The 17,445-nt window shown below is 41.9% G+C and carries 14 protein-coding genes and 1 pseudogene; 2 read left to right on the forward strand and 13 right to left on the reverse strand.

The genetic code is table 11. The features are described from left to right. Nucleotides 1–529: 529 nt before the first annotated feature. Together AB4209_RS15030 and AB4209_RS15035 are read right to left on the reverse strand one after the other, a co-directional pair. The gene (locus AB4209_RS15030; protein WP_102511941.1) at nucleotides 530–1,609 is read right to left on the reverse strand and encodes a DUF3800 domain-containing protein; all 1,080 of its coding nucleotides are present in this window, start codon (nucleotides 1,607–1,609) and stop codon (nucleotides 530–532) included. A gap of 404 nt (nucleotides 1,610–2,013) precedes the next feature. Continuing rightward, nucleotides 2,014–2,184 (reverse strand): hypothetical protein, encoded by a 171-nt coding sequence (locus AB4209_RS15035; protein WP_181360018.1) that lies wholly within the window; start codon nucleotides 2,182–2,184, stop codon nucleotides 2,014–2,016. A 475-nt stretch (nucleotides 2,185–2,659) separates the two neighbouring features. On the opposite strand from AB4209_RS15035, the pseudogene AB4209_RS15040 reads away from it, so the two are divergent. Next, nucleotides 2,660–3,982 (forward strand): annotated as a pseudogene (locus tag AB4209_RS15040) (GGDEF domain-containing protein). Nucleotides 3,983–4,789: 807 nt separating this feature from the next. On the opposite strand, the gene AB4209_RS15045 reads toward AB4209_RS15040, so the two are convergent. The 9 genes from AB4209_RS15045 to AB4209_RS15085 all read right to left on the reverse strand — a co-directional run bounded on the left by AB4209_RS15045 (nucleotide 4,790) and on the right by AB4209_RS15085 (nucleotide 13,418). After that, complete coding sequence (locus AB4209_RS15045) at nucleotides 4,790–4,942, reverse strand: YoaH family protein (protein ID WP_017073513.1); 153 nt, start codon at nucleotides 4,940–4,942, stop codon at nucleotides 4,790–4,792. Between the two features lie 41 nt (nucleotides 4,943–4,983). Then, a complete protein-coding gene (locus tag AB4209_RS15050; protein ID WP_372056368.1) occupies nucleotides 4,984–6,138 on the reverse strand; it encodes a conjugal transfer protein TraF in 1,155 nt (384 codons plus the stop codon). Nucleotides 6,139–6,188: 50 nt separating this feature from the next. After that, the gene (locus AB4209_RS15055) at nucleotides 6,189–7,076 is read right to left on the reverse strand and encodes a DUF2861 family protein (RefSeq protein ID WP_102320802.1); all 888 of its coding nucleotides are present in this window, start codon (nucleotides 7,074–7,076) and stop codon (nucleotides 6,189–6,191) included. Continuing rightward, entirely contained in the window at nucleotides 7,076–7,735 is a 660-nt protein-coding gene (gene vxrB / locus AB4209_RS15060) for a response regulator transcription factor VxrB (protein WP_017060099.1), read from the reverse strand. Before vxrB ends, AB4209_RS15055 begins: the two co-directional genes overlap by 1 nt. Next, complete coding sequence (gene vxrA, locus AB4209_RS15065; RefSeq protein WP_372056370.1) at nucleotides 7,710–9,182, reverse strand: sensor histidine kinase VxrA; 1,473 nt, start codon at nucleotides 9,180–9,182, stop codon at nucleotides 7,710–7,712. Before vxrA ends, vxrB begins: the two co-directional genes overlap by 26 nt. A gap of 289 nt (nucleotides 9,183–9,471) precedes the next feature. Then, nucleotides 9,472–10,869, reverse strand: a complete 1,398-nt coding sequence (pntB, locus tag AB4209_RS15070; protein ID WP_017069087.1) for a Re/Si-specific NAD(P)(+) transhydrogenase subunit beta — start codon at nucleotides 10,867–10,869, stop codon at nucleotides 9,472–9,474. A 10-nt stretch (nucleotides 10,870–10,879) separates the two neighbouring features. Further along, a complete protein-coding gene (gene pntA, locus AB4209_RS15075; protein ID WP_017060103.1) occupies nucleotides 10,880–12,427 on the reverse strand; it encodes a Re/Si-specific NAD(P)(+) transhydrogenase subunit alpha in 1,548 nt (515 codons plus the stop codon). A 300-nt stretch (nucleotides 12,428–12,727) separates the two neighbouring features. Next, entirely contained in the window at nucleotides 12,728–13,009 is a 282-nt protein-coding gene (locus AB4209_RS15080; protein WP_004731023.1) for an HlyU family transcriptional regulator, read from the reverse strand. A gap of 40 nt (nucleotides 13,010–13,049) precedes the next feature. Continuing rightward, nucleotides 13,050–13,418, reverse strand: coding sequence for a late competence development ComFB family protein (locus AB4209_RS15085; RefSeq protein WP_017060104.1), 369 nt, complete (start codon nucleotides 13,416–13,418; stop codon nucleotides 13,050–13,052). Nucleotides 13,419–13,894: 476 nt separating this feature from the next. Here AB4209_RS15085 and AB4209_RS15090 point away from each other — a divergent pair, with 476 nt between their 5' ends. Beyond that, nucleotides 13,895–15,136, forward strand: coding sequence for a GGDEF domain-containing protein (locus tag AB4209_RS15090; protein WP_032545705.1), 1,242 nt, complete (start codon nucleotides 13,895–13,897; stop codon nucleotides 15,134–15,136). Between the two features lie 144 nt (nucleotides 15,137–15,280). Here AB4209_RS15090 and AB4209_RS15095 read toward each other — a convergent pair whose 3' ends face one another. Both AB4209_RS15095 and AB4209_RS15100 read right to left on the reverse strand, forming a co-directional pair. Next, nucleotides 15,281–16,291, reverse strand: coding sequence for a Solitary outer membrane autotransporter beta-barrel domain (locus tag AB4209_RS15095; RefSeq protein WP_029235232.1), 1,011 nt, complete (start codon nucleotides 16,289–16,291; stop codon nucleotides 15,281–15,283). Between the two features lie 78 nt (nucleotides 16,292–16,369). Continuing rightward, complete coding sequence (locus AB4209_RS15100; protein WP_170967997.1) at nucleotides 16,370–17,341, reverse strand: diguanylate cyclase; 972 nt, start codon at nucleotides 17,339–17,341, stop codon at nucleotides 16,370–16,372. Nucleotides 17,342–17,445: the final 104 nt, after the last annotated feature.

Here is a 17,445-nt window from a genome sequence, read left to right on the forward strand (position 1 = left end):
ATCACACCTAAATCTGATCATCAAATCGATCTTGAATGTATTGAATTTGTTGTGACTTCAGTGTACAAATTAGTGGAAACATCACTTCACGCTACCCCTTATTCCATATGGGTTTTTCATGATCTTGCCCTGAAGTACTGACCACCATCTTTATACAATTCGACCGTACTAGTTGGCTTTTGACTTAACAGCAAAACACAAATTTCATCATAGTTCGCTTCATACTTAAAGAGTAACCGAAACTGTTGTTCGACGACCAACCTCGTTGCAGGGTTAACTTCCTTTTCAAAACTATGGAACAACAACTCTAAGTTCTTCACTTTGAACTGCTTGTGAGATGAAACCAGCTCATGAAAAATCTAAAGAAAGGCAACAGACCAACTAAAACGGCTATTGCTGCTCTAGTTGAGAACCAATCATTATACAATGAATCCATGTATTCTCCCTAAATGCAGGCTTAAGTAGTGAGCGACACCAACCTGATAAAAATTGCTCCGTAAAAACTGATTAAAAAGTCTGTCTTAAGCGCTTACCTCAAGGGAACACGATTCAATTTATTGAAGAGTTCGCCTTCAGGTAATTTAAACATTCCACTAAATTTTTGCATTATGACATGAGCCTCAAAACCAAAATCCTCATAAGTATCATCAGCGATCAAAGCTAATGATGTCGCTGGCCGCCCATCTTTCCAACCATACCGATGAAAACGATTTTGTATATCATGAAATATTGGGACAACATTATAATGAAGCTCACTAATACGCCTTAGTTCATTATCATCGAGCTTCAGTGTTTGGTCTTTTATTTGAGGTAATTTATAAACATACTCTTCAAAATTGATTAAAATATTAGCTGAATTTTGCGCTTTACCTCTACTAGGACTCAGAAAGCGGGTTAACGCATAAATTTGCATATCAACAAACTGCATCATGATTTCGTCATCATCATTGTAGTTTTCGTTTGTGATGAAATTGAGATTATTCCCGACACAAAAGCCATTGGCTATATGGGGATAATGTTCTGGATATTCTTTAAAAGCCTCTAAAACAGACTTCTCTTGTAGGTTAGTGACATTATCAAAATAGAAAGTACTAGGGTATATAATATAGTCCCACAAACGATTTTCATCGAGGTCACGCTGAACACAGCCAAAATTAACAAATTTATAAGCGACATTTACAAATGCTGACTTAATTACATCTTTTTCTGTACATTCCGGGAATTTTTCTTTGAAATCAGATAATTTAACAAACGAACCATATAGCTTATATTCAAGCCGGTTAGTTCTCAGAGCCTTTGACCAACGACTCCATTTATTTTCAGCAGCTGCTTTATCTAACTTCCTATTATCTTCATTAGATAACTCTTTGTTTTTAAAAAATGAAGGATTACTAGCTCCTTTTAGCTCCCAGCCATCTGGGTCGCGATCAGGATAAAGCTCTATTTTAAAGGATCTAACAAAATCTATGATTCTCTTTTTATCACGATTAAAGACCTCAACTCCACCGATAAAAAAATAGTCTAGAGTACTTGTAACATTTGGGTTTCTATCTCCTCGCTCATCAAGGTAGATAGATTTTGCTAAATCGACATTTACTGCAAGCTTCATGATTGACCTATTTATATATTTTACCAAAAAATCATGTAACGCCTAGTTAAGCAACGTAAACGCAATTCAACCGCTACGTCGTCCGTTTAATGACTTATTAGGACAATATTTCACTATCAATGTGATAGATTTCTTCCTAGTTTGCTTTATGGGAATAAATTATAACCATAAACTCTAATTATAACAGTGATTTAAATCATTAGCTCTAAAACTAGATGCTAATGGCCTAGTTACGTATGTCGAAGATGTAAAAAGAGCTACTTTCATAATAAAGCAGCTCTTTTGATTAGTGTGATTTGTCACCGTTTTTTGTAACGTTTCCGTGTCGTGTTCGCCTGACCACTCGCCCATTTCTAAGCGTGTAGCCCTTCATTAGCTGGCCGGCCTTTGCATTTGTAACCTTTCTAGCCATTGGGGTCCTCCAGTTTTCGTTTCCGTTGCTCTTGGTCTTGCTGCACTCGTTTAATCCAGTGGATGTCTGTTTTCAAAGCCGCAATCGTGCCGAGGCTTGAGACTCCACCTGTAATAAATGCAATGACCAACGCATCAAGAAACGCCATCACTTCGTTTTCCATCGAGATGCGTAATATTCAAGTAGGTATTGCACCACAGCGCGGAAATTAGGAATGAAAGACAAGATGAGTGGTGCGAACGCTCTCATAAACAACAAAGTGATTCGATAAAATTGAGTTTGAAAAGTGACACTGCAACATAACTGCCCTCCACTTTAATTGATGAACAGTAACAGTGGCCTCGTGAGTCGTTATCACAGCTAACCATAAAACTTACACACACCACTCTGATTACAACAAACCGAGCCACTTTAAATTTAACTGTATAAATATACAGTTAAATTATTACCCCCGTAAAAACCGCACTTATTGAGCAAATAACATTCAGAATCAAGGCTCTGCGTTCAGATTTTAAACTTACATTTGGTTAAATGAATCTCTTTACTGTATAACCTGAGCTCTGCGTTAGTTTTAGGTATACCGATTCCACCTAAGGCGTTACTCAAATAGAATCTTCGATTGCGCCAACTCTAAGGCATTGCGCATTACATTCGAATCACGTGTACGGGTTAGTATCATGAGCGACAAAGCATTCCGAAAACTCAACATATTCATTTCGATTTTTTGCCTAGCAATCACGCTAGTGTCGTTGATCTCTTTTAATACGCTCATGAATAAGAGCTACGTTATTACACCAGACAACAAATACCCTACACGCGTTAACACAGACAGAGACCACGATGGTGGCACCGTAGGCTCGTTACACAGATCAAAAGATGGCATTGAGTTACAGTGTGACTTTGAACGGACCTATAGCTTACCCTTCTGTGAAATTGAATTCGTTATATCGACACAAGATAAAGGGCTCGATCTCTCAACGTTCGATTCGGTCACCATTAATATGGATTACCAAGGCCAAGAAGACCCAAGGTTTCGCTTCTACATTCGTAATTACAACAAGAATTACAACAAGAATTACAGCGTGAAAGGTGATGCTATGTCGAATAAGTTCAATCGCTTAGACTTCTCGTTACCAGATAAAAACCACATCGACTTAAACTACTTCAACGTTCCTTTTTGGTGGATTGATCATTACAACCAACCTATTACTAGTAGCGCGGTAGACATTACAAACGCGGTGTCTGTTGAGCTCGGGCTTGGAGCCAGCACGCTAGATGGACACCATTCACTTAAGATCTCAAGCATTGTTTTCCACGGTAAAGTCATCAGCAAAGCTTTGTTAGGCGAACTCTTAATTGGATTATGGGTGACGTATGCCATCTATTATGTGGGTTGTGCGTTACATATCGCACAGCGAAGCAAAACGCGCGCAGCAGAGCAACAACGCTATTTGACCGAAGAGATTGAATAGTTAAAGGTAAAGGCAACAACCGATCCGTTGACCGGATGTAGAAACCGAACCGAAGCGTTAGATATCTTCTATGATTTCGAATGGCTGGCGCAACAAGGAAAAACGATTCACATCGCGTTGTTTGATTTAGACCATTTTAAGCAGATCAATGATCAACATGGCCATGAAGTGGGTGACAAAGTACTTATTCAGTTTGTCGCAACGGCGAACGAGAGCCTTGGTGAGCAGTACTTACTTTATCGCTGGGGTGGTGAGGAGTTTCTACTCGTTTGCCTGGAACAAACCACGCTACAGTGTAACGAATCTATCGATGATTTTTACCTAGCAATGGACCAAAGCCCTTGGCCTAAAGCGCTTAAAGTGACGACTTCGACTAGAGTAACGCAGCTTAAGGAGCATGAGTCGATACGTACAGCCATCAAACGTGCAGACAAAGCACTCTACCAAGCGAAAGACAACGGACGAAACCAAGTCGTTACGTTTTATTAAGGCTCACTAGACTGGACCGCAGCTACACATTCAACTCTCGGCCACTACTCAATCAACACGCCATTAATACCCTGTCGATATCTACTCTCCACTTAAGCAGCCGTTAGATTTTTAACCGCTGACTAAATAAACCTATAAGCTTTGTTGTCTCATCAGCATTCTAATCGATTCGTATGCCTATAAGCGCGCTCTCGCCATCTGCAATAACACCATTTGCTATAACACCATCTGTAATAACGCCATCAATAGCATTCTCAGATTGATACGAATCGTTCCTGAATCGCTCTATAAACCGCTCTTCTGTACGCCTCTAGCTTCCTAAGCACTTGTTCTTAAAGACGCGTATTTGGCTAGTAAAGCGCGCTCTAACCAGTGGTAAGTCACTCGCGGTATCGGTTTTGAACATTACCGTCGTCACTTATCTCGCACTGTTTCTAGATGAAATCCTCATTTGTCTGCTTCTGAACATTCATACACTCGTATCCGCTAAAAATAGAAGTCACAACGTCACTAGCCTTAAAAAACGCCATATATTTAACCACTTAGACGTGGTGACACAAATACTGACACCTAAAATGGCGATTGTTTTACTTTCAGATCTTGCTGTAATTTAATTACACCCCAAAGCCAAGGAAAGCTTGAAAAGTGGATTACTCCGACGTAACTTGCTGAATATAAGGTATTTAATGGTTTTTGGCAGATTAGGATTTAGGGTAACTAAAGAGTTGGGATGTACGAGATAATATACTAGAGGGTAATATATTTAGTTATAGTGCATTAAGGTGTTAAAAAAGAAGGGCTGATGCCCTACTCTTCTTTATTACTCATTTCTTCACGAATTTGCTCAGCAACAATTTTGATCGCTTGTCCTGTGCTGATGCCCTGAGTCATCATTTCTTGAATTCGTTCAACAGCTTTCTGTTGTTCTTCGTGAGAAAGGGTTGGTAAGTCGTTTAGCATGCTCTGCTCCTTTATTTAGGAGCAGAACTATATAAGGACTGTTAGTAACTAGCAAGGAAATTGATTGAAGCACCCATTGCATTTTCGTTTGTGTAGTTCGCACTTAAATCTAACTGGAACAAATTGAGTGGAGAGATACCAATACCGGCTGTCACTGTTCCTTCTGAATCAGAGTAAGCCAGGTTCTTGTAATACCCTCCCCTTAGCTTAAGCTGACGTAACAGGTCGACTTCAGTACCAACACGAATCATCTGTTCGTTGTCTTCGAACGAAGTAAACTTCTCTGCTTCATTCAAATCATAATCAACACTCAACGTAAAGTAATCAGAAACGATCCCCGCACCAACAGTGTAGACAGGCCCCAGGTTATAAGAATGACTCGATGTTACTGTTCTTGTAGCCCCTGTGCTGCTTGTTAGCTGTTGGCTAACGGATTTAGTTTCAATCTCACGGTCTATAATATTAGTTGCAGAAAAACCCACTCTAAATGGGCCGTAAAACCAAAGCGCACCTGCATCAATATTAAATGTAGTTTCCGCGGTGTCGTTTTCTCGAACATCACTTAGATCGTAGTTTTGTGCCGAGGCAATGTAGTTATACGTATAGATTCTTTGGAGTTTTGGAGAAATACCAAACGACAAATGTTGTCCCATGAACGTTTGATATTTTGCTAATGATATACCAGCTTCCATAATGCCAATAGAAACAGCTTTAACAGCAGTTAACTCAGCATTAACCAAGTCACTATTAGCAGCGTCACTAGATGTATCAGGGGTTACAAATGATTCAGTGTATGCTTTTGCAAATACGTTTGCTGCAATATACTGATTTGGTAGAGCGAATGCTACAACACCACCTAAATCAACATTCAGGCTATCACCATTAAGAGCATCTAGATCAGAAGCAGTCACAGTACCTGACTCAATGCTGTCAACTAAATTATCGATATCATCAACTAAGTTATTAGGGTCATTATAATTACCGCCAAAACTTGGCGTGATCATTCCCATGTCATCATTACGACGATAAATCGCAACAAGTGCTGGGTTATAGAATGGAGCAGTTAGGAAGTTTGCTGAAACAACACCAACACCACCCATCGCATCACCACGCGCTTCAATGGCGTAGTTTGCTGCTGAAAGAGGAAGACTGGCGAATGCAATTGACGCTGCGAGTAGTTTTGTAGTTTTTTTCATGCCGTTTATCTTTGTTAGATCCCTTACATAGTTAACGGCACAATTTTAAATTACTTTAACTCTTCTTCGCTAGAAATATCATAAGTTTTACTGATAGTTTGTGCTTGTTCTATCGCTATGTCGCCTTGCCAGCGTGAATGCACCATTGAAACCGCTAAAACATAGCGATCATTAGGAAGTTCTTCACCAGTAAGGTTCATTGGATAATCAGATTCATAGCTCTTGCCCCACACCTGCTCATAGTGTTCATCGACATAATCGTACAAACCAATTTCGAGTTTAGGAAGAGGACAATAAGGGTTCAGAAGTTCTTTTTTATCGATTCGCCAGGTGTCTTTTGAAGACCAGCGAACTTGCTGACGCATTGCAACTTCACCAAGGATAATCCAAGTACTCCAAGAATTTCCACCATCGCCTTTCACACTTAAACGATACAAACCCGATTCAAGTTGAGAGGCTAAATTGTAACGCTTGCGGTATAGACTCACCGATTCGTTGTTAACCACTTCACTGTCTTTGGTTAACTCACTGTCCGAAGAAACGATCTTATCGACCCACTTCTCGAAGGTAATGTCTTGAATGTTGTTTTCGGATTCAACATTAATCGATACACGAAAGGTATCTCGGCCAGGGCTTTGAATGATGTGTCTTTTAACGACGACTGAACTAATCCAATCTGGGAGTGTTTTTCTGGTGAGAGTTTTACCACAATCTTTGTTCAATGCTTGATCGAACAGTTCATTGAGGTGATCTTCTCGTGATTGAGACGAGTTGATTTGCCAAACTTCCACTAATGAGTCAAACATCTGAGGTAAATCGTTATCTAGCAGATGTTTATGAACTTGAGTCAGAGCATCGCTGCTCTTAAACCAATCCGTTGCTTGCGCGGTATTCGCTACGCAAGAAAACATTAATAGTGGAAGTAAGGCTATTCTCATTACGCTTTCATCTTGTAACCAACGCCACGCAGCGTTTCAATTTCTAGACCCGGCAGTTTCTGTCTTAGTTGCAGAACGTGCGTGTCTACCGTACGTGTTGTTGGGAAATGGTTGTAACCCCATACATGGTCAAGCAGTTCATCACGTGTAAACACACGTCCAAGGTTACTTGCCAAGAACAGTAGAAGGTCAAATTCAGTGCGCGTTAACGTTACTTCCTGTTCATTGAAAAACACTTCACGTGTCGCTTTATCGATAACAAGATTCTGAGCGATAACTTTTGATGCATCTTGTTCTTCAGAATCTGGCAGGCGAAGTTGAGCACGAATTCGAGCAAATAGCTCAGCCTCTGCGAATGGCTTTGTTAAGTAGTCGTTTGCACCTGAATCTAGGCCCGCTACTTTGTCTTTTACTGTCACGAGAGCCGTCAGCAAAATAACTGGGATATCTTTCTTTTTCTTCCAACCTGGAAGTGAATCTACTGAGTCGCCATCAGGAAGTTGACGGTCTAGAATCACTAGATCCGCTTGTTCCCAGTAGCCTTCAACTTCAGAGATCAGTTCTGCATGCAAACATTCATATCCAGCTTGCTCAAGGCTAACTAATAAACCGTCAGCTAAATTTTTATCATCTTCAACGAGAAGCAATGTCTGTTTCACAAGGTATCTCCAAAATAAATGTTGTTGGGGGGCCGATAAGCGTCATGTGACCGCCCATTTTTCCAACCATAGATTCCACTATCGTCAGACCTAAACCGAGTCCACTCTTACTTACGAATGGCTTTCTTAGTTGCCCCCAATCTTTGCGAGACAAGTCTCCATTATCTATAACTTTGAATGTCAGCTTCTTGTCAGAAGTATTCAGTTCTAGAATTACTGGAGCCACACCGTATTTCACGGCATTTCTGATTAGGTTATCGATGCACGTTCCCAACCAATATACGTTCACTTTTGCAGCTATATCTTTGTTTACACGGAGTTCAATCCCCGGCGCAAAGTCTTCTTCAACTTTGTATTGGAGCCACTCTTCAACACTTGGCACCCACTCTGTTGCGAGCGGTTGATTATCTGATTGCAGGTAATCTTTACTTGCTTCCGCCAACTGTCTTAAACGGCGTGTATCTTCACACAGCCTACGGAACTCATCATATACCGATTCTGGTAAGTGTTCGAACTCACGCCTGAACCCTTCCACCGTCAATGACAAACTCGCAATCGGCGTTCTTAATTCGTGCGTTAGGATTTGAAGAACCAGCATACGACTCTTCATCTCTTGTTTCTTGCTGTTCCAGCGGTAAATCGCCCAACCTAAGACAAGCATGATGTTGGCAATAACCAAGATAAACATGGCGACTTGCAGAAGCTCTGAATGATCTTCTATTTCCCAACACACATTACCACGCTGGACAAAACAGCTTTTACCTTCTGAAGACAAGCTAAACGATAACCCAGCAAGCGTGGCATTTTCGTTCCAGACTGATTTTTTATACAGGTAATATCTGTCGCCGCGTTTTACCCACATCTCATCAAGCTCAACAAACATACTGGCACCCGCTAACAGCGCGGTGATTGCTTCGCTATCCATTTGTTGCAAGCGAGACAGTAGTTCATCGTGTTCGGTGTTTGGTCGCTCTTGAATATGCATAAAGCGCTTCAGAGAGTCGAATTTTTCTGGGTACTTCTCAACGTATCGTGCCGCATAAGAACCGCCGCCAGGGTGAATCAAACCACTACGGCTAAACCAACGGTTAGAAAGCTTGGTGCCTTTACACATTGCACGAGTAAAAACTAAAGGCTCAGTAATCAAAGGGCTTAACGGCAGTTTACCACTACAGGTTTTTGATAACTGGTACAAGCGCTGAATGTCTTTTAACGGGTACTCTGCTGTTTGTGGCAGCATAGAAGACGGCATGATCAAACGTGTTGGATAATCAGCCTGTAGCACTCGAATATCGTAAGATTCGATTGCCGTTTCATGATCAAAGAGTTTGGTGAAATTATCGATACGCTCAGGTAAAGAGTCAGCAAATGCGTTTGCAGACACAGACAACGTAGCGATAAGAAGAGTAAATGTTCTTTTGATGATCACAAACCAACGCAAATTCATATAGATCAACCAAATATATACCATTCGCTATCAAAGATAAATTTTTAACCGCATGAAAAACTTTGAGAATGGCGAGCTACAGAGATAAAGGCCAATATATTACGGCCACATTGTACATACGTACTAGTAGGCTGATTGGCAAGCCAAACCTCAATTGCGACAAGTTTTGCATCAGGCTTCGTCAACTTCGTATCAACTGAGATCACACATAGAGTCGCTTTCGTAAGATAAAAAAAGGAGCTCAAATGAGCTCCTTATCGAGTTGTTACATATTGTTTAGAGGTGATCTCTATAGATGTTCTAAGATACTTAGACAACTCTTTTTAGCGTCGCCAAACAGCATCTGCGTGTTCTCTTTGAAGAACAGTGGGTTTTGCACACCGGCGTAACCTGTGTTCATCGAACGCTTGAATACGATAACATTCTGAGCGTTCCAAACTTCAAGTACTGGCATACCAGCAATTGGGCTGTTTGGATCTTCAAGTGCTGCAGGGTTTACGGTGTCATTCGCACCAATTACCAATACAGTATCTGTCTCATCGAAGTCATCGTTGATTTCGTCCATTTCTAGAACGATATCGTAAGGCACTTTCGCTTCAGCAAGCAGTACGTTCATGTGACCCGGTAACCTACCAGCAACTGGGTGGATACCAAATCGAACATTAATGCCCTGCGCTCGTAGCTTCTCAGTGATTTCATGCACTGGGTATTGTGCTTGAGCTACTGCCATGCCGTATCCAGGAGTGATGATTACTGACTTAGAGTTTTTCAGCATATCAGCCACATCTTCAGCTGATGTTTCGCGGTGTTCACCTTGCTCTTCATCGCCATCAGACACAACCACTTCTTGGCCGAATCCACCAGCAATAACACTGATGAAAGAGCGGTTCATCGCCTTACACATAATGTAAGACAGAATCGCACCCGACGAACCAACCAATGCACCAGTTACGATAAGCAGATCGTTTGCAAGCATGAAACCTGCCGCTGCTGCTGCCCAACCAGAGTACGAGTTAAGCATAGAGACAACTACTGGCATATCTGCGCCGCCAATCGATGCCACTAAGTGGTAACCGAATGCGAATGCGATAAGCGTCATCACCATTAGCGCGAACATGCTGCCGTCCGCTTTAACGAACATGATCATCAGTAGTGTAGAAACTACGATAGCCGCTAGATTCCACTTGTGCTTATGAGGGATGTTCAATGCAGACGAAGAGATCACGCCGCGAAGCTTACCAAACGCAACAATAGAACCCGTGAACGTCACCGCACCGATAAACACGCCAACGAACACTTCCACTAGGTGGATCACGTGCTCTGCATGAATATCTGCAGGGTTGATAGAAACAGTAGCAGGTGGATCGATGTAGCTGTTATAACCTACAAGTACTGCCGCCATACCTACGAAGCTGTGCAGAATTGCAACCAGCTCTGGCATTTCAGTCATTTCTACTTTTCTTGCGTAGTGGATACCAATACCACCACCGATCACCATAGCAATGATGATCCACACAATACCAGCAGAGTGAGGGCCAAAGATCGTTGCGATCAACGCGATTGCCATACCCGTGATACCGTAATAGTTACCTGCACGCGCAGATTCCTGTTTCGATAACCCAGCCAAGCTCATAATAAAAAATACAGCAGCAACAATATAAGCTGCTTGTACTAATCCTTCAGACATCTGTTACTCCTTAGTCTTTACGGAACATTTCAAGCATACGTTTGGTCACGGTAAAGCCACCAAAGATATTGATACTTGCAATTAATACGGCAATAAATGATAAGAACGTGACGACGCCACTTCCTTGCCCGATCTGTAACAGTGCACCTACTACAATGATGCCTGAAATAGCGTTAGTCACGGACATCAAAGGCGTATGCAGAGAATGGCTTACATTCCAAACTACGTAATAACCCACCACACAAGCGAGAACAAAAACGGTAAAGTGAGATAAGAACGCAGCTGGAGCAACCGAAGCTACCCAAGCGAATGCACCAACAGCTACCGCCATACCCGCCGCTTTCTTAATCGGAGAAACAGGTTCTTCAACTTTAGGCTCTGGTTTGGCCGCTTTTGGCTTAGTTTGTTGTGGTTGAGCTGAAACTTGAATTGGTGGAGCTGGCCAAGTGACCTCGCCCTCTTTAACGACAGTAACACCACGCAGAACAACATCTTCAAAGTCGATATTGATGTTGCCATCTTTCTCTTTGCAAAGCAGTTTCAAAAGGTTAACTAGGTTCGTTGCATACAGTTGAGATGATTGAGTCGGCAGTCGACCAACCATATCAGTGTAACCAACCACCTTCACGCCATTAGCCGTTGTAATGACTTGATCCGCAACCGTGTATTCACAGTTACCGCCATTGGCCGCCGCAAGGTCTACAATCACACTACCTGCACTCATGCTGTCTACCATCTCTTTGGTAATCAGCTTCGGAGCCGGGCGACCTGGAATCAGCGCCGTTGTAATGATGATATCAACGTCTTTTGCTTGAGCTGCATAAAGCTCTTCCGCTTTCTTATTGAATGCTTCAGACATCTCTTTTGCGTAGCCGTCACCAGCACTGGTATCTTCCTTGAAATCCACTTCCAAGAATTCAGCACCCATCGACTCAACTTGTTCTTTAACTTCAGGACGAACATCGAATGAACGAACGATTGCACCTAAGCTACCCGCAGCGCCGATTGCCGCTAGGCCAGCAACACCAGCACCTGCAACCAGTACTTTTGCTGGTGGAACTTTACCCGCAGCCGTAATCTGGCCCGTGAAGAATCGACCAAACTCATGCGCCGCTTCAACAACAGCACGATAACCCGCGATGTTTGCCATAGAACTCAATGCATCTAACGCCTGAGCTCTTGAAATTCGTGGTACAGAATCCATCGCCATCACGTTGATGTTACGACTGGACAATTGTTCCATTAACTCTGGATTTTGAGCAGGCCAAATAAAGCTGACCAATGTTGCGCCATCTTTAAGAAGATCGATTTCATTTTTAGACTCGTCAACGATCGGAGCGTTAACTTTAAAGATAATATCGGATTTCCAAGCTTCATCTGCGGTGACAACTTTTGCTCCAGCTTGTTCATAAGCTGCATCTTCAAAACTTGCTAACGCACCTGCTTGTGATTCAACACAAACTTCAAATCCTAATTTTAGAAGCTGTTCTACCGATTTCGGCGAAGCAGCGACTCGCGTTTCACCTGCGAGCGTTTCTCTTGGTACACCAATTTGCATAGCTATTCCTTGACTATTGGCACGAATGACTTATTCGTTTGTATCTAACGACAACTAATACTTCAAGCGTTTTGTTCAAAGAACAGGAAAAGTTATTACTTATAACGATTTGGACGGAATTTGAGCGCTTCATTCGGATAAATGACGACCGTCTCGAACCAAGAGGTCAAACCACTTGCAAATAATCCTTTTAATAACAACTCACTAGCTGTTCTTTATCCATAAAACTAAAAAGAGCTTTCAGCATATACACTGAAAGCTCTCTAAATTATGACCAACATCAATTCTAACCCTAATTGGTTAGCTAAATATATTGTCGCCCATTTGGTCGATGAACATCTGCGATTTTTTGAGCATCAATTCATCGGCATCTTGTTTGTTTGAAACAACATCTGAACGAATAAAACGGTGAGTTTTGATTTCACCATCGAATTCTTTCTCGATTCGCCCAGCAACACGGTATTGACCAGATTCTGCAATGGCATCTTGATAGATATTGAAACCCTTATATTCGACTGGCTCAATCTCTACTTTTTGTTCGGTTTTTTCTTTGCCACCAAATAATCTAGAAAAGAATCCCACGTTTTTTTACTCCTTAAATGACCGTATTCACCCTAAACTATCATGACTGTTTACGGTTCAACAACGGCTTTTCATACCATTGCAATTCTACGTCATCGTCAAAATTGTGTTGACTAAATATAACAGGCACATTGTCGTCACGTTCACGTCTTCGATCGTCAATAATCATACTTTCTGCATTTTTGACCGCGATCTCACTATTGCGTTTATAGAGCACCAATTTGTCTTCTGGCAATGCTGACAGAAAATCGATATCAAAACGAATATAGATAGGTTTTAGCTGGCCCAAAGCCAAGCACGCGAGATCGGCCAACTGTTCGTTGGTATAACTAGACACATATTCCTCGGTAGCCAATACATGACCGACCAGAGTTTCCATATAGTTATGTACATCAACACTAATTTGCATACCACACCTCCATTTGTAGCGGTTTTTCTAGTCGCAGTCGTTTCTAAAGTCACTTGAAACCATGCAATTCCTAATAGCTTTCTATAACTCAGTTATAGGTTTTACTGTCCATAGTTGAAACTTAGGCATTATTTAATCTTACTCTGACTTCATTACAGATCTTCGTCGCTTAATGAAAAGGTCACTCAATGATAACTGATCATCAAGCCCTTTAAGTGACAGCGCCAACGTAAGAGCAGCAGAGCAGATTTTGTTAAGTATCTATAACGACTAATTAATTTCTCATATATACTGTGTAGTTCGTTCTAAGGTTAATAGCAACTCAAAATACATATAAAAATGATTGCACCAATAGCGACCTATGACTATGTTTTTGCTCTAATTTAGGCAAAAAGCTTGGCAATCGCTTGTTTAACCGTATCCTACGCATAGTATTAAATAATAAGATCATCAATATAGTTAGGCTCACCACATAAATGGCATCATCTTTTGTAACGTCGAGCATGTTTCGATTTTGCTTCCCTTTAGTCCTGTTAACAATTTTGCTCGTTGGTATGGACAACGTCATTCTCGTGACGGACTCAAATTTAGGGTTTGCTAGCAACCTCCCTTACATTTTATTGAGCGTTGCGGTTCTGCTATGCCATACGTTCAGACAAGGTCGAATGGCGATGGTATCGGTGACCATGCTTGTCGCTTATCTGATCATCCAAGTTCGCTTACAAACGCCTCTCAATACTGGCACAACGCTATTAGAGCTCTCGTTACTTGCGGCATTAGTACCTGTCACTTGCTTACTTGTTTATGCCTTCCCTGATAACGGCGTAAACTCAAAGTCGATGCTGCTCTACGCCATCGTTCTTGTTCTGTTTATGGTGTGGGCACAATTGATCGTCTCTCACTTCCATGCCGGCGGTTTTGAATCATGGAGTGATGGTCTTCTATTTATTGTCAGAGACTTCTCCAAACTGCCTTTTGTTTTGGTGTTGTATAGCCTTTGCTTACTTGGCCTTACTGCCATTCTCGTGTTGGTGTATAACCGCTCTATCGATGTTGTGGTTTATAGCGCTATCCTGCTTTCTTCTTGCACGTTCATCTTCTTCGACGTTCAGTACATCTCGAGCACCATGTTCTCGTTGTCAGGCACGTTGATCATCGTCTATGTCATGTCCGCTAGTCATGATATGGCCTTTAATGACCAACTGACTAACATTCCAGGTCGACACGCCTTAGAAGTCGATATGAAGCACTTAGGGCGTAAGTATTCGATGGCGATGGTCGATATCGATCACTTTAAGCAATTCAACGACACCTACGGCCATGACATTGGCGACGATGTGTTAAAACTGGTGGCGCGTATTCTGAGGGAAACCACAGGCGGCGCTAAAGCTTATCGCTATGGTGGAGAAGAGTTCACGATTATCTTCAAAGGCAAACATTCGGAACAAGTTAAAGAGCACCTTCAAGCTCTGATTTCCGAAGTTCAAAACTACGACATGACGATTCGGAATAGCCATGAGCGCCCCGACGATCATGAAGTGGGTATGAAAAAGCGTGGCAAGAACGGTAAACCATCGGAAGTGGTGAATGTGACGGTGAGTATTGGATTGTCTGATAGTACAACCACCAGACATCCTGAAGAGGTATTGAAGCTTGCTGACCAAGCGCTGTATAAAGCGAAAGAAACCGGTCGAAACAAATTATGTATTGACCGTTAACGATGGTTAAAAGCTAAAGATATTAAGTACTAGAGATCTAAATAGCTTAAGCCATTAATAGCGAACTGCTTCAATAACTATCACTTCCAAGTTCAACGAGCCTCATTGATTTGAGACCGTATGGGCTTAACTGGAAAAAAGAGCTTAATCTTGGTTGAAGAATATAACCAAGCTGCCACCTTTTAAGCTACTTCCGTAGTTAATCGTAAAACCTATTCCCACGTTATCGACCCACTCATTAAACAGGTTTGGGTTAAGCAACCAACCAACACTGCCCTCGTAGTAAGATGTGGTGCCCATAGATGCCACGGTGTCACCACCAATATCAATTCGTCTTATACTCGAGTACATCGAAGTGATGTTCTTATCCCAACGCACGAGATCATAGAAAACCTTGGCTTCATTGGCGATATACCACCCTTCAGGATGACCGACATTGCCATTATTCGCCTCGCCCCAGCCGATGCCATTAAAGTAATGCCAACTGGTGCTCAATTTATACTTTCCCCAGTCATTCTTATCTTCGTACATCAGCTTGATTTTAGGCTCGATGATGTAAGCCCAAGCATCAGTATTGAGATATACGCCATCCAGTTGGTCTTGAATAGGCTTTAGCAACGAAGCGCGATATTCATAATCATTGCGGTAGTAAGAGATGTGGTTACCGATTGCAGAGCTGAAGCTCCAATATTCGTCTAGCTGGGACACATTCGCGAATTCGACGTAGCCAGACACTACCGACTCTTTTTGAAAATCGTTTCTGTTTGCTGCCGCGTACTCGACATCGTTCTCGATTCGCAATGCAGACAAGCGTAGCGTCACCTCTTGATGGTTGTCTTCGATGTAACTTGGTAATTCAAATGTGTAAGGCAAACTCAGGGAGGTGATGTTTTGGCGACGACTTACCGAATCATTCGAACCGATGTCTTCATTGTCCAAACTAAACACTTTATTGGGGTCAAAGTTATTGATACCAAAAGTGAAAACATCGGTGTCGTTGAGCAATACACTGGTGGCAAAGCTCTGCTCTAGATCCTTTCGAAAAAGATCAGATAGCGTATTGGCATTAACAGTGGTCGCCAAAGCGGTAAAAAATAGAGGAACCGCAAGCGTCCAAGATGTGTTAGTCATAGAAAATGACTTCGAATGTGGCATTTCTTTTATCACTTAAAGCACTTCCTAGCTCAAACGCTATTAGAAGTATAAATTCAAATATCTAAAAGAGCTCGCCAACTAACGCGCAAGCTCCAAAATGTTACGTTGTACAAAGGTATTTCTACCACTTTGCTTCGCTTGATAAAGCGCTTGATCGACCTTTTCGTAAATAGACGCAATAGATTCGCCACCTTCTGGTACAAATGACAACACACCTTGTGACACTGTCACTCTATCCGATACCGTTGAGTGGTCATGAGCGTAGTTCATCTCATGCAATGCCTCTTTAACTCGAGTCGCGTGTACCTTAGCGCCTTCACTGTCTGTGTCGCTAAGAATCAGAACAAACTCTTCACCGCCATAACGACCGACAAACTCTCCCGCACGAACAAACAGCTGTTTCAAGGTATTAGCAAGCCCTTGTAAGCACTTATCCCCTTGAATATGACCATAATTATCGTTGTAAGGCTTAAAGAAGTCTACATCTAGAAGTATAACAGTCATGGATATATTACGTCTTCCGTGCCACGCTATGCTCTCTTCAAGCTTAGTATCCATATATCGACGGTTATACAATTTGGTCAGGCCATCTTCGTTGGCTTGTTGCTGCAGAAGGATGTTCAGTTCTTCGAGTTTGGCTGTGCTCTGTTTTAGCTCTCGTCTCATGTGCGCGATACGTTGCATCGCAATCAGCTTAGAATTCAAAACAACCTTGTTTACTGGCTTGATCAGGTAATCATCGCCACCAGCGTCAATCGCTTTTGCGATCATCTCAGGTTCTTCGTGACCACTAAGAAAGATGATGGGAACCCATTCTGGGAATCGGCTTCGAACCTCATTCGCCACTTCAAAACCATCCATATCAGGCATGCTGATATCAAGTAACACGAGTTCAGGATCAAAATCAGAATAAACACTCAGGGCTTCTTTTCCGCTACCGACAGCTTCTACAATATGACCCAGTTGCTTGAGTCGGATAGCAAGTTGCATCCTGTCTAGTTGAACGTCATCAACCAGCAATATGCGCATTGAAGATCCCTTTTCTATCATCACATCACCTTTATCTAGTGTTGAATATTCAAAGTAGCTCAAATTTGGGCTTAAATCATGCCCTAATCTCTATATTATATTGACTTTTTTACAGATCTTTTTAG

The organism is Vibrio sp. 10N.286.48.C11 (genome assembly GCF_041469805.1).
Classification (GTDB): Bacteria; Pseudomonadota; Gammaproteobacteria; order Enterobacterales; family Vibrionaceae; genus Vibrio; species Vibrio crassostreae_C.